The organism is Streptomyces sp. SID5785, assembly GCF_009870065.1.
Lineage (GTDB): Bacteria > Actinomycetota > Actinomycetes > Streptomycetales > Streptomycetaceae > Streptomyces.
This window is the reverse complement of record NZ_WWIA01000975.1, coordinates 1-13,215: the sequence shown is the minus strand read 5'-3', so window position 1 is coordinate 13,215 and position 13,215 is coordinate 1. Positions and strand designations below refer to the sequence as shown.

The 13,215-nt window shown below is 73.6% G+C and carries 12 protein-coding genes; 6 read left to right on the top strand and 6 right to left on the bottom strand.

The window, feature by feature from the left end; genetic code table 11:
• The coding region (locus GTW43_RS31745) for a TrkA C-terminal domain-containing protein (RefSeq protein ID WP_161305426.1) at positions 1–1,108 on the top strand (1,108 nt) is incomplete at its 5' end.
• Between the two features lie 68 nt (positions 1,109–1,176).
• Positions 1,177–2,826, top strand: a complete 1,650-nt coding sequence (locus GTW43_RS31740) for a bifunctional aspartate transaminase/aspartate 4-decarboxylase (RefSeq protein ID WP_161304593.1) — start codon at positions 1,177–1,179, stop codon at positions 2,824–2,826.
• 131 nt (positions 2,827–2,957) lie between these two features.
• On the opposite strand, the gene GTW43_RS31735 is transcribed toward GTW43_RS31740, so the two are convergent.
• The 3 genes from GTW43_RS31735 to GTW43_RS31725 form a co-directional block, all read right to left on the bottom strand.
• Positions 2,958–4,439, bottom strand: a complete 1,482-nt coding sequence (locus tag GTW43_RS31735; protein WP_161304594.1) for a cellulose binding domain-containing protein — start codon at positions 4,437–4,439, stop codon at positions 2,958–2,960.
• Positions 4,440–4,551: 112 nt separating this feature from the next.
• Positions 4,552–5,949, bottom strand: coding sequence for a HAMP domain-containing sensor histidine kinase (locus GTW43_RS31730; protein WP_161304595.1), 1,398 nt, complete (start codon positions 5,947–5,949; stop codon positions 4,552–4,554).
• Positions 5,946–6,650: a response regulator transcription factor gene (locus tag GTW43_RS31725; RefSeq protein WP_161304596.1), complete on the bottom strand. Its 705-nt coding sequence runs from the start codon at positions 6,648–6,650 to the stop codon at positions 5,946–5,948. The genes GTW43_RS31730 and GTW43_RS31725 overlap by 4 nt, the downstream gene beginning before the upstream one ends.
• A gap of 170 nt (positions 6,651–6,820) precedes the next feature.
• Between GTW43_RS31725 and GTW43_RS31720 the strand changes: the two genes are divergently transcribed.
• Positions 6,821–7,354, top strand: coding sequence for a hypothetical protein (locus GTW43_RS31720; RefSeq protein ID WP_161304598.1), 534 nt, complete (start codon positions 6,821–6,823; stop codon positions 7,352–7,354).
• Between the two features lie 15 nt (positions 7,355–7,369).
• Here GTW43_RS31720 and GTW43_RS31715 read toward each other — a convergent pair whose 3' ends face one another.
• On the bottom strand, positions 7,370–8,257 hold the full coding sequence (locus GTW43_RS31715; protein WP_161304597.1) for a fused MFS/spermidine synthase: 888 nt from the start codon (positions 8,255–8,257) through the stop codon (positions 7,370–7,372).
• A gap of 33 nt (positions 8,258–8,290) precedes the next feature.
• Positions 8,291–8,689: a hypothetical protein gene (locus GTW43_RS31710; RefSeq protein WP_237536836.1), complete on the bottom strand. Its 399-nt coding sequence runs from the start codon at positions 8,687–8,689 to the stop codon at positions 8,291–8,293.
• Positions 8,690–8,995: 306 nt separating this feature from the next.
• Here GTW43_RS31710 and GTW43_RS31705 point away from each other — a divergent pair, with 306 nt between their 5' ends.
• Complete coding sequence (locus GTW43_RS31705; protein WP_161305425.1) at positions 8,996–10,429, top strand: tetratricopeptide repeat protein; 1,434 nt, start codon at positions 8,996–8,998, stop codon at positions 10,427–10,429.
• Between the two features lie 40 nt (positions 10,430–10,469).
• Here the strand turns inward: GTW43_RS31705 and GTW43_RS31700 are convergent, their stop codons facing one another.
• Positions 10,470–11,069 (bottom strand): histidine phosphatase family protein, encoded by a 600-nt coding sequence (locus tag GTW43_RS31700; protein ID WP_161305424.1) that lies wholly within the window; start codon positions 11,067–11,069, stop codon positions 10,470–10,472.
• A 241-nt stretch (positions 11,070–11,310) separates the two neighbouring features.
• Between GTW43_RS31700 and GTW43_RS31695 the strand changes: the two genes are divergently transcribed.
• Together GTW43_RS31695 and GTW43_RS31690 are read left to right on the top strand one after the other, a co-directional pair.
• Positions 11,311–12,246: a phosphatase PAP2 family protein gene (locus GTW43_RS31695; RefSeq protein ID WP_161305423.1), complete on the top strand. Its 936-nt coding sequence runs from the start codon at positions 11,311–11,313 to the stop codon at positions 12,244–12,246.
• Positions 12,170–13,215 (top strand): hypothetical protein (locus GTW43_RS31690; protein WP_343246178.1); only part of this gene is annotated, 1,046 nt, incomplete at its 3' end. The genes GTW43_RS31695 and GTW43_RS31690, both read left to right, overlap by 77 nt.

Genomic DNA, 13,215 nt, shown 5'->3' with positions numbered 1-13,215 from the left:
TGCCCGTGACCTGTGGGAACGCACCCGCAGCAAGGGCAGCCTCGAGGCGGACGAGCGGCCGGCCCTGCCGGGCACGGTCGGGCGCACCTATCTGGTGACGACCGCCGACGGGCGGACCGTGGGCAGCCTGGAGTCCGCGCTCGAGGAGCGGATCACCGTGGAGTCGGTCAAGCGCGGCAGCAGGCTCCTCACCCCGACGCCCGATCTCGAGCTGACCCTGTCCGACCTGGTGCTCGTGGTCGGACGGCGGGCGAACACGATCGAGGCGGGCCGGCTCATCGGCCCGGAGACGCCGGGCGTGCCGGGCCTCGACTCGCCGCTGGCCACCCGGCAGGTGTCGGTCACGGACAAGTCCAACGACGGCAAGACCATCGACCGGATCCAGGCGGAGAACCCCGAGTTCCTGACCGACGGCGTGTACATCACGGACGTCACGCGCAACGACCAGGACCTGCCCGCCACCGGGGACACCGTCGTGCACCGCGGCGACGTGCTCACCCTGGTCGGTGCCCGCTCGGGCCTGACCAAGCTGGTCGCCCGGCTCGGCTCCGTGGTGAAGAACGACGCCACCGACTTCATCTACCTCGGGCTCGGCATCGCGGCCGGTTCGCTGCTCGGGCAGGTCGTCGTCAAGTTCGGCGACGTGCCGATGTCGCTGGGCACCGGCGGCGGCTGCCTCATCTCCGGGCTGCTCTTCGGCTGGTTCCGCTCGCGGTCGCAGACCTTCGGCGCCTTCCCGCCGCAGGCCGCCACGACCATCAAGGACATGGGCCTCGCGGTGTTCATCGCCTGCACGGGCCTGGTCTCGGGGCCGCAGGCCTGGCCGCTCCTGAAGGAGTACGGCGCGCTGCTGCCGTTCGCCGGGATCGCGATGGTGCTGATCCCCGCGACGATCTCCCTCTTCGTCGGACTCAAGCTCCTCAGGATCGAGAAGCCGCTCCTGATCGGCGCGATCGCGGGCCAGCAGTGCTCCACCCCCGCGATCACCGCGGTCACCCAGGTGGCCCAGTCGTCGGTCCCGATGCTCGGCTACACGATCACGTACGCCCTCTCGAACTTCCTGCTGCCGCTGACGGGCCCGGTGCTCGTCGGTGTCCTGGGCCACTGAGGGACGGCCGGACGCGTCCGGAGCAGCCCAGGCAAGGCCCCCGTACGGCCCCACGTAAGGATGACACCGTGCCCAAGACGACGCTCACCCGCGAACAGATCCAGCAGTACGCGCAGTTGTCGCCGTTCGAGCTGAAGAACGTCTTCATCGAGCTCGCGGAGCGGGTCCAGGAGGATCTGCCCGGGCAGAAGGGCAAGTCGAGCGTCCAGATGCTCAACGCGGGTCGCGGCAACCCGAACTGGACGGCGACCGGACCGCGGGAGGCCTTCTACGCGCTCGGCTACTTCTCCCTGGAGGAGTCCCGGCGGGTGTGGACGGCCGACAACCTGGGCGGGATGCCCGAGCTCGCCGGGTCCTACGAGCGCTTCGACACGTTCGTGCGGCGCCACCCGGACCTGCCCGGCATCGAACTGCTGGCGCAGTGTGTGCAATTGGGCATCCAGCGGTTCGGCTTCGACAAGGACGCGTTCGTGCACGAGCTGACCGACAGCTCGGTCGGCGACACCTACCCGGTGCCGGACCGCATCCTGCACCACACCCAGGAGATCGTGCGCGGGTACGTCGCGCGGGAGATGTTCGACGGTGCGCCGCCGCCCGGGGACTTCTCGTACTTCGCGACGGAGGGCGGCACAGCCGCCATGTGCTACATCTTCGACTCGCTGATGAAGAACGGGATCCTGCACAAGGGCGACAGGATCGCGCTCATGGTGCCGGTGTTCACGCCGTACATCGAGATCCCCGAGCTCGACACCTACGAGTTCGACGTGACCTACGTCGAGGCCAGCCTGTTCGCCGAGGCGGGGGTGCGCGAGTGGCGCTACCCGCCGGAGGAGGTCGCCAAGCTCGAGGACCCGGCGATCAAGCTCGTGTGCCTGGTCAACCCGTCCAACCCGCCGTCCCTGGCTCTGTCGCAGCGCGTCGCGGACCAGATCAAGGACATCGTGGCGACGAAGAACCCGAATCTCCTCATCGTCACCGACGACGTGTACGGGACGTTCGTGGAGGGCTTCCGGTCCGTCGCGGCGGACCTGCCGCGCAACACGCTGCTGGTCTACTCGTACTCCAAGCACTACGGCTGCACCGGATGGCGGCTCGGCGTCATCGGGCTGCACGACGACAACGTGATCGACGAGATGATCGCCGCCCTGCCCGCCGGGGAGAAGGCGCGCCTCGCCAAGCGGTACGGGACGCTGACGCTGGAGCCGGAGAAGATCCGGTTCATCGACCGGCTGGTCGCCGACTCGCGCCAGGTCGCGCTCAACCACACGGCGGGCCTGTCGCTGCCCCAGCAGGTCATGCTGAGCCTGTTCTCCCTGTTCGACCTGCTGGAGGAGGGCCAGGCGTACAAGGAGCGGATCCGCGGGATCGTCCGGCAGCGGCTCGAACTGCTTCTGGAGGGCGCCCGGATGAAGATCGCCGACGACGCCCACCGGGCCGGCTACTACATCGAACTGGACCTGATGGCGCAGGCGGAGCTGGAGCACGGCAAGGACTTCGCGGCGTATCTGGAGCGGAGCTACGAGCCGATCGACCCGCTGTTCCGGCTGGCCGCGCAGACGGGTGTGGTGCTTCTCAACGGCGGTGGCTTCGAGGGCCCCCAGTGGTCGGTGCGGGTCTCGCTCGCGAACCTGGACGACCTGGACTATCTGAAGATCGGCCACCATCTGCGCGCGATCTTCGACGACTACGCGGAGGAGTGGCGCGCGAGCCGCGGCTGAGACGGCAGGAGCCCCGGCCGGGTGGGGGGTCGGTTCCGGCCGGGGCTCGTTCCCCCGTGGGTGTTGGTTCTGGGTGATGGTTCTGGGTGATGGTTCCGGGTGGCGGTTCGGCGCGTCGGCGGACGGCCCGGTCAGTCGAAGGCGACGAAGGCCTTCTGGAAGGCGTTCGCGGACTGCTCGATCGAACTGCACGTCGGCTGGGCCGAGTTCGAGGCGCCGCCCTCGCACTGCTTGTCGCGGGTCGCGGACCACATCGACAGGCCGCCCAGGCCCTTCTCCTCGGCGAACGAGACCAGCTGCGTGGCGTCCTCGACCGTGAAGACCTCGGACGCGACGTCGTTGACGCCGATCATCGGGGTGATCGCGACGGCCTTCCAGGCGGCCGCGTCGGACAGCCCGAGCGCGGACTTGATCTGGGCCTGGGTCGCGGTGGCGGCCTGCTCGGCGTAGTCGCCCATGTCGCCGCTGTAGGAGGCCCCGTAGTCCATCGCCATGATGTTGACGAGGTCGGCGGAGACGCCGTTGTCCTTGGCGTTCTTCAGGAAGTTCACACCGTCCGAGGTGAGGCCCTCGGGCATGACCGGCAGCGTGAAGGACACGTTGAGGTCCGGGTTGTTCTTCTGGAGTGTCGCGATGGCCTCGGCGCGCTTGGTGTTGGCGGCCGTGTCGGGCAGCGCGCCGCCCTCGATATCGAAGTCGACCTTGGTGAGGTCGAACTGGTCGATGACCTTCTGGTAGGCGGCGGCGAGGTCGCCCGCGGAGGAGCAGGCGAGGGCGAGTTCGGTGCCGGAGGCGCCGCCGAACGAGACGCGGACGTCGCCGCCCGCGGAGCGCAGGTCGCCGATCTGCGCGGCGACCTCGTCGCTGCCGAGGTCGGTCACGCCGCCCCACTTCGGGGAGCAGGAGCCGCCGGAGGTGACGAAGGCGAGGTTGTACTCCTTGACGCCGGACGCCTTGGACGAGCCCACCAGGTCGAACTTGGGGTACAGCGACGTGTCGACGTACGGCGCGAAGCCGGCGCCCGCCGCGGTGCCGGAGCCCGAGCCGCTGCTGCCGCTCGGGGACGGCTTCGAGGTCGCCGTCTCGGACGCGGACGGGGAGGCGGGCGCGGAGGCGGATCCGGTCGGGTCCGGGCTCGGGGCCGTGGAACCGGTCGGGCGGCCGGACGGCTCGGGGGTCGCGCCGTCGTCCACCGAGCACGTGGCGTCGTCGATGAGACAGGACGTGGGGGCGGCGTCGCCGGTGACGACGAAGCCGACCGTGACGGACTTCCCGGGGGCGAGGCCCTGCTTGTCCCAGGCGGCGGGCGTCACGGTGACGTGCCGCCCGGAGACCTTCGACTCCGCGTTCCACAGCGAGCCCAGCTCGGTGCCGGCCGGCAGGTCGAACTCGAGCGTCCAGTCGGACTGCGCCGTGTCGGTGCTGTTCGTGACGACGTACTGGCCGGTGTAGCCGCCTTCCCAGCTGCTGGTCTTCGTGAAGGAGGCGCCCACCGAGGCGGCCGACGCGCTGGAGGCGAAGAGGAAGGCGCCGCCGCCCACGACGGCCGCGGCGACGACGCCGCCTATCGCCTTGTTCCTGCCGCTGATCCTGCGCCGGTGCGTGCTGCTCATCGCGTGCCTGCCTTAGCTGTACGGGGGTTGTGGGGGTGCGGGCAGCACGCTAGCGATCCGGAATCGCTCAATTCGGGCAACAGGGAACGGGGTTGGTGATCTTAAAGTTGGCTTAAGGGAGGGATCGGGACCGGTTAAAGGTCGAGACCAGTCCCCTGCGTTCGCGGCCCCGGTGACCGCGCCGGCCGTGTGGCACCGCCCGCCGCTGGTCGGTCCCCACCCAGATCCGCACCTCGGTGCCGCCGAGCACGGACGCGCCGATACGGACGTCGCCGCCCGTCGACTCGGCGAGCCGGCGCACGATGTCCAGGCCGAGCCCGGTCGACCCGTCGCTGCCCGATCCCGCGCCGCGCGCCATGGCGGCCTCCGGATCCGCGATGCCCGGCCCCGCGTCCGAGACGAGGACGATGACGGCGTCCTCGCCGCTGTGCACGTCGACGGCGAACGCGGTGCCCTCGGGGGTGTGCCGGAAGACGTTGCCGAGCAGGGCGTCCATGGCCGCGGCCAGCTCACCGCGCGCCACCGGGATACGGACCGGCCGGTCGATCCCGGCGACCCGGACCTTGCGGGCCTCGTCCTCGGCGAGCGCCGACCAGAAGTCCATCCGCTCGCGGATCACCTCGGCGGCGTCGCAGCCCGCGCCGGGTCCGGCGGCCGCGGTCTGCGGCTTGGCGTCGCGGGCGGTACGGATGATGGTGTCGACCTCGCGCTCCAGCTGCTCGACGGCCGTCCGGGTCTGCTCGGCGGCGGGCCCGTCGCCGAGCGAGGCCGCGTTGAGCCGGAGCACGGTCAGCGGGGTGCGCAGCCGGTGCGACAGATCGGCGGCGAGCTCCCGCTCGTTGGCCAGGAGCTGGACCACCTGGTCGGCCATGGAGTTGAACGCGACGGCGGCGAGCCGCAGTTCGCTCGGCCCGTCCTCCGGCACCCGCGCCCCGAGCCGTCCGTCCCCCAGCTCGTGCGCGGCGCCGACGAGCCGCTGCGCGGGCTGCACCATGCGCACCCCGAGCCGGTCCGCGACCGCGACGGAGCCGATGATCAGGGCGATGCCGACGCCGGCCAGGACGATCCAGGCGGTCGTCACGCCGTTGGTGACCTCGCTCTCGGGCACGTAGACCTCGACGACGGCGATCTTCGCGGTGCTGATCCCGATCGGCTGCAGCCACACCGAGCCGCCGGGCACGTCCGCGGTCCTGGCCTGCCGGATGCCGTCGAGCCGGTCCGCGTCGACGCGCAGCCGGCCGAGCCGGATCTCCGGGTTGTCGCCGTCGGCCGGGACGTAGACCGACATGCGGTCCTCGCCGCCGGTCTGCGCGGCGGCCAGAGCGCGGGCCAGCTGGTCGCGGTTGGAGGTGATGGACAGGGTGGGGCCGAGACCGGCGGCGGTGCGCTCCGCGTTGGAGAACGCCCGGTCGCGTGCCATCTCCTTGATGACGAGGCCGAGCGGCACGGCGAACGCCACGACGACCATCGTCGTCACCGCCAGACACACCTTGACCAGCGCCCACCTCACGGGGCGGGCTCCGGGCGCGGGGGTTCGAGCTTCACGCCGACACCGCGCAGCGTGTGCAGGTAGCGCGGGCGGGCGGCCGTCTCGCCGAGTTTGCGGCGCAGCCACGACAGGTGGACGTCGATGGTCTGGTCGTCCCCGTAGCTCTGCTGCCACACCTCGGCGAGCAGTTCCTTGCGGGGGACGACGACGCCGGGGCGGCCGGCGAGGAACGCGAGCAGGTCGAACTCGCGGCGGGTCAGGTCGAGCGGCGTCCCGTCCAGCTCGGCCTGCCGGCGCAGCGGGTCGACGGACAGGCCGCCGACCCGGATGACGCGCGAGGGCGGCTCGGCCTGGGCGCTGCCCCGGGAGCGGCGCAGCACGGCGGCCATGCGCGCGGACAGGTGCTCGGGCGAGAACGGCTTGGTGAGGTAGTCGTCGGCTCCGTCGTTGAGCAGCCGGACGATCTCGGACTCGTCGTCGCGGGCGGTCGCGATGATGACCGGTACGTCCGTGATGCCGCGCAGCATCTTCAGCGCCTCGGCCCCGTCCAGATCGGGCAGCCCGAGGTCGAGGATCACGACGTCGAACCGGAGATGGGCGACCTCGCGCAGCGCCTCCAGGGCCGTGCCGACACTGCGCACCGTGTGGGCGGCGTCGGTCAGATGCCGGATGAGGGCCGAGCGTACGAACTGGTCGTCCTCGACCACGAGCACACTTGCCATGGGCGGCACCGTACGCCATCCGGGCGATCCCGGTCCTCTCCCGGGGCACGCGGGACAGGGGCGGCGCGGGTGGTGCAGTATGGCCCGCGATGCCATCGAAGCCTGCCGCGCCACCGCCGTCGCCGCCCGCGCCGGCGCGGGCCCCGGACACCCCGGGAGAGCCGCGCGCCGTGCGCCGCGGGCTGGTGCACTCGGTGGCGTGGCTGCTCGCGACGGGCGCCTCCGTGACGCTGTCGTGGTGGGGCGTGCACACCGTGATGGCGGGGACCGTCTACGACCCGCCGCGGGCGCTGCCGGTCGCCGCGGGCGCCTCGGCCTCGGCGCCGCCGCTGTCCTCCTCCACGCACCGACCGGAGCCGTCGCCGTCCCGCTCGGCGTCCGCGTCCCCGTCGGTGAAGCCGGGGCGGTCGGGGTCGACGCCGTCGCCGCACCGCACCGCACCCCCGAAGCCCCGCACGTCGGCGCCGGACGCGGCCTCCTCCGGGAACGTGAAGAGCTACGCGACGGCGGGCGGCCGGGCCGTGTTCGACCTGGGGACGTCGTCGGCGACGCTGCTGACGGCGACGCCGGACGCGGGCTGGTCGGTGCAGGTGTGGAAGCAGACGACGTGGATCCGCGTCGAGTTCACCTCGGGGGCGGACCGGGTGTCGGTGTTCTGCACGTGGCACGACCACGCCCCGACGGTCGAGGTCGCCGACTACTGAGCGCCGGGCGCCTGGTCAGCGGAACACGGAGGCCGGCGGCGCCGGGGACGCCTTCGCCGAGGCGTCGGTCACGGCGGCCGCACCGCCCGCGAAGTCGAGCACGGCGCGACCGTGCTCGACGCGCCCCGGGTGCGGATCGCCGGCCGCGCGCCGGGTCAGCTCGGCGACCGGCAGCGGCGCCGCGGACGCCACCAGGACCGCGTTCCCGAACCGCTTGCCGCGCAGCACCGTCGGGTCGGCGATCAGGGCCAGTTCGGGGAAGACGGCCGCGGCGGTGGCGAGCTGCCCGCGCAGGTGGGCCAGGGGCGGGCCGTCGGCGAGGTTGGCCACGTACGTCCCGGCGGGCCGCAGCACGCGCCGCACCTCGGCCAGGAACTCCGTGCTGGTCAGGTGGGCGGGGGTGCGGGCCCCGCTGAACACGTCCGCGACGAGCAGGTCCGCCCAGTCGTCGGGCAGCTTGGCGAGCGCCTCGCGCGCGTCGGCGGTGCGCACCCTGATCCGCGCGCCGGGGTCCAACGGCAGCGCGGTGCGCACGAGTTGGACGAGCGGGCCGTCGCGCTCGACGACCTGCTGGGTGGAGCGGGGCCGGGTCGCGGCGACGTAGCGCGCCAGGGTGAGGGCGCCGCCGCCCAGGTGCACGGCGTGGACGGGGCGCCCGGGGCCGGCGGCCAGGTCGATGACGTGCCCGATGCGGCGCTGGTACTCGAAGGAGAGGTGGGCGGGGTCGTCGAGGTCCACGTGGGACTGGGGCGCCCCGTCGATCAGGAGTGTCCATCCGGCGGGCCGGTCCCGGTCGGGTATGAGCTCGGCGAGCCCTCCGTCCACGCTCTCCACGACGGCCTCGCGCCCGGACCGTCCGCCTCCGTCGCCCTTGCGCCCCTGCTTGCCGCGTGACCTCGCCATCCGGCCATTATCCGCCGCCCGGAGCGGGGCGGCTCAGCGGTGGCTGTCGGCCGCCTCGATCAGCCGGGCCGCCTCGTCGAGGGCGGCGCGCAGGACGGCCGGGTCGGTGACGAGACCGGCGGTGTCGTCCTCCGGCGGCAGCAGCCAGTCGGCGCCCTCGTCGGGCGGCGCCAGGGCGGCGCCGCGGCCCTCGGTCCCCGTACACGCGCTGCCGGGGACGTCCCAGCCGTCGGCGGTGCCGGGCGGGACGAGGAAGCCGAGGGTGTCGCAGCCGCCGTCGTGCAGCACGGGGCCGACCGGCTCGGCGCGGCCGCGGCGCAGGATGTCGACCGCCTCGAGACCCTGCCGGGCCGGGACCGTGACGAGGTCGCACGCGCCGGGCGGTGGCTCGCTGTGCTCCTCGGTCGGCCTGTGCCGTGCCGTCGACGTCATGGGCTGTACCGACGTCATGGGCTGTGCCGCGTCCAACACCTCGGCCCCTCCTGGTTCGTGGGGATACGCCGCATGGTTCAACGCCGTCCCCGTGTCAACAGCTACGGCGCCATGCCGCCGCAAAGGATGGCAGTTCATGGCAGATGTCGGGTGAGATATCCGGTTTGTAGCCAAACACAGCGTGTCGTCGTCGTGACGGACGGTACCTTCGAGCCTCGCCGGGACGAGGGGGTCGAGCGGTGCGGGGCATGCGCCCGTCCGACGATCCCCCGCCGCCCGGCACGGTTCGCACGGGAGGACCCGCCCATGAGCTCGTCGCCGTATCTCTCGAACGCCCCGGCGCCGCAGACCCCGCGGCCGAACCTCGCCTTCCGGGAACTGCGCGGACAGCGCTCCCCGGGCGAGTTCGCCGCCGCGGTGCGCCGCGCGGCGCGCGAGATCGACGAGCGGGTCAGCTGCGACGCGCGCTACATCGGACGCGTGGAGGCCGGCGAGATCCGCTGCCCCAACTACGCCTACGAGCGGGTGTTCCTGCACATGTTCCCCGGCCGGTCGCTGACGGACCTGGGCTTCGCGCCGCGCTCCGCGGTGCGCGGCCGGGCCGCCCGTCCGGAACCGGCCGCCCCGCACGACCCGGCGGCGCACGACCCCGCACCACGACACGACCACCCACCCCACGCGTACCCGCACCACGAGTACCCGCACCACGAGGAGAGCGACGTGCGGCGTCGCGCATTCATGACCGGCATGACCGGCTCGACGGCCACCGTGGCCGTCGCCGCCCTGACGCCCTTCGGCGTCCCGCTCGGCAGCGCGGCGCAGGACGCCCCGCTGGAGCGGCACCCCGCACGGGCCGGGGTCGGCGCAGTGGAAGAAGCGATCCGCCGGATCCGGCTGCTCGACGACCGGCACGGCGCCGACGGCCTGTACCGGCGCGCGGCGGCGCCCCTGCGGACCGCGTTCGAACTGCTCGACGCGGGCGGCGCGCCGCCGGAGGACATCCGGCGGCTGCAGACCGGCGCCGGTGAACTCGCCATCTCCGTGGGCTGGCTGGCCCACGACTCGGGCCGCTTCGACGACGCCCGCTCGCACTACGCGGAGGCGCTGGCCACGGCCCGGATGGCGGGGGACGAGGCGCTGGAGGCGCACGCGTTCTGCAACACGGCGTTCCTGGCCCGGGACGCGGGCCGGCCGCGGGAGGCCGTGCGGGCCGCGCAGGCCGCCGCCCGGCTGGCCGGCCGGCTCGGCTCGCCCCGGCTCCTCTCGCTGCTCGCGCTGCGGGAGGCGGGCGGCTGGGCGGGGCTCGGCGACCGGCGGGCGTGCGAGCGATCGCTGGCCCGCGGACAGGCCCTGTTCGCTCGGGGGACGACGGACGCGGACCCGGAGTGGATGTCGTTCTACGGCGAGGCGGAGCTGGAGGGCCTCGAGTCGCAGTGCTGGTCGGCGCTCGGCGCCTGGGGGCGGGCGGCCCGGCACGCGCGGCGCTCGGTCGCCCTCCAGGACCCGCACTTCACGCGGAACATCGCGCTGTACACGGCGGAGGTCGCGGACGACCTGGCGCGGGCGGGACGCCCGGACGAGGCGGCGGACGAGGGGGCGCGGGCGCTCGCGCTGCTGCGGGACGTGCGCTCGTCGCGGATCGAGGCGATGCTCGCCACGACGGCGCGCGTGCTGCTGCCGCACCAGCGCGACGCGGGCGTGGGCGCGTTCCTGGAGGCGCAGTCGGCCGCCCGGGTCTGACCCGGGCCCGCGGCCGGGGTGCCGCCCCGGGCGCCGCGGCTCAGCCCCCCGCGAGGTGGCCCGTCTCGTTCCAGGACTCGATCGCCGGCTCCCCGTACGCCCAGCCGAGCACCGACAGGGACGTCGGGTTCAGCCGGATCCGCGCCGCGAAGTCCAGCGGCAGCCCGAGCCAGCGCGCCCCGATCGACCGCAGCACATGCCCGTGCGCGAACACCAGCACGTCCCGGTCCGCGCTGCGCGCCCACGCCACGACCTCGTCGGCCCGCGCCGTCACCTGCGCGAGCGTCTCCCCGTCGGGCACCCCGTCGCGCCAGATGAACCAGCCGGGCCGCAGCTCCTGGATCTGGGCCGGGGTGAGGCCCTCGTAGGCGCCGTAGTCCCACTCCATCAGCGCGTCCCACGGCGTGGCCCGCTCGCCGAAGCCGGCCAGCTCACAGGTCTCGCTCGCCCGCACCAGGGGCGAGGTGCGCACCTCGACGCCGGGCAGCCCGCCGTACGGGGCGTGGTGCAGCCGCTCGCCGAGCAGCTTCGCGCCGCGCCGGCCCTCCTCGAGGAGCGGAATGTCCGTCCTGCCGGTATGGCGGCCGGACAGGGACCATTCGGTCTGTCCGTGCCGGGCCAACAGGATGCGCGGTGCCATGCGGGGACCTTTCACGGCGGGAGCGGGAGGGCAGATGTCGTCGAGGTGGACCGGGGGGCGAACGGGCAGGCCCGCCCCGTCCATCATCGCGCAGCACCGCCCGGACCCGCCCGCGGGGCAACCCGTCACCGGATCCTCGCGTCTACGAGGGTCAGGGGTCACCCCCCAAAGGCGCCGACCACGCCGTAGGGTGACCGAGTGGCCGGAGGCCGCCGATCGAGGAAGAGGGGGAGCGGCCCGCATGTCGCAGACCGACGTCGACGCAGTTCGCACCGGGGACATACCGGGGGCGCGGCTGCGCTGGTGGACCGAGCTGCCGCTGATCATCCTGGTGTACGGGGCCTACTCGGCGGGGCGGCTGCTGGCCCGCGGTGACGTGAGCACCGCCGTCGACCACGGCGTGTCGATCCTCCGGGCCGAGAAGGCCGTCCGCCTGAACCTGGAGAACCCGCTCAACCGTCTGTTCACCCGTGAGGCCTGGATCGGCGTCCCCGCCGACTTCTGGTACGCCTCGCTGCACTACGTCGTCACGCCGGCCGTCCTGATCTGGATGTTCCGCCGCCGCGCCCACCTCTACCGCGCGGCCCGCACCTGGCTGATGACCTCCACGCTCATCGGCCTGATCGGCTTCACGCTCCTGCCGACCTGTCCCCCGCGCCTGCTCGCGCACGGCTACGGCTTCGTCGACACCATGGCCCAGTACAGCTCGTACGGCTGGTGGGGCGGCGCCGCCAGCGCACCCAAGGGCATGGGCGGGATGACGAACCAGTACGCGGCGATGCCCAGCCTGCACGTCGGCTGGGCGCTGTGGTGCGGCGTGATGCTGTGGCGCAACGGCCGCACCCCGTACGCGAAGGCCGCCGCCGTCGCCTATCCGCTGATCACGACGATCGTGGTGATGGGCACCGCCAACCACTACTTCTTCGACGCGCTCGCCGGTGCCGCCGTGATGGGCGCGGGCCTGCTGCTCACGAAGCCGGTCATGCGGGTCGCCGCGCGCATCAGGGACCGGGTGGGCGCGGTGCTCGCGGGCGGCACGTCCGCCGCCCCTTCCGCCACTCGTTCCTCGATTGTCAGTGGAGAGTGCCAGACTTCGCCGGGTGAGCGAATTCCCCGACAGCGCAAGGGCGCCCCGTCCCACGACACCGGTGACGGGGCTGCGGCACCAGCTCGCTGAGCTGCGCGGCCCGGACCGTCCGCCGCGTCCGCTGGACGCCCGCGCCCTGGCCGCCCTCGCGGCGAACCCGGGGTGCAGCCGCCGCGCCCTCCTGGACGGCGCGGGCGTCGACAAGGCGCTCCTCGCGGACGCGCTGGGGGCGCCCTCGGCGTTCGGCCAGTCCCAGTTCGCGCTGGCCCGGGGCAATGTCTTCGAGGCACGGGTCAAGGCGGACGGCGGCGCCCGGCTGCTGCGCCTGGTGCACGAGCGGGTCGGGGCGGCGGACGCCCCGGAGCCCGTCGCCGAGCGCGTCGCGGCGCCCGACCTGGCGGCGGCCGGACCGCAGGGCCGCACGGCGCGCACCGCGCTGGCGCTGCGCGAGGCGGTCGAGTCCCCCGGCACCTGGACGTTCCTCGACCACCCGATGCTCGCGCTCGACGTCGCGGGCAGCCCGGCGTACCTGGAGCCGGACGCCGTGGTCGTGCACCCGGACGGGAGCTGGACGGTCGTCGAGATCAAGTCGTTCCCGATGATCGACGGCGCGGCGGACGCGGCGAAGGTCGGCGCGGCGGCCCGGCAGGCCGCCGTGTACGTGCTGGCCCTGCGCCAGGTCGCGGACCGGCTGCCCGGCACGCCCGCCCGGGTCCACGACCGGATCGTGCTCGTGTGCCCCAAGGACTTCTCGAACCTGCCCGCGGCGTCGGCGGTCGACGTGCGCAAGCAGCTCGCCGTGACCCGCCGCCAGCTGGACCGGCTCACCCGCATCGAGGACATCGCGGCGCAGCTCCCGCCCGGCACCGCCTTCGACCCCGACCTGCCCCCGGCGGAGCTCACCGCGGCCGTCGAGTCGGTCCCCGCGACCTACGCACCGGAGTGCCTGGCCGCGTGCGAGCTGGCCTTCCACTGCCGGGACCGCTCGCGCGCGGCCGGCGCGGTGACGCCGCTCGGCCGGCCGCTGCGCGCCGAGCTCGGCGGGCTGACGACGGTGGA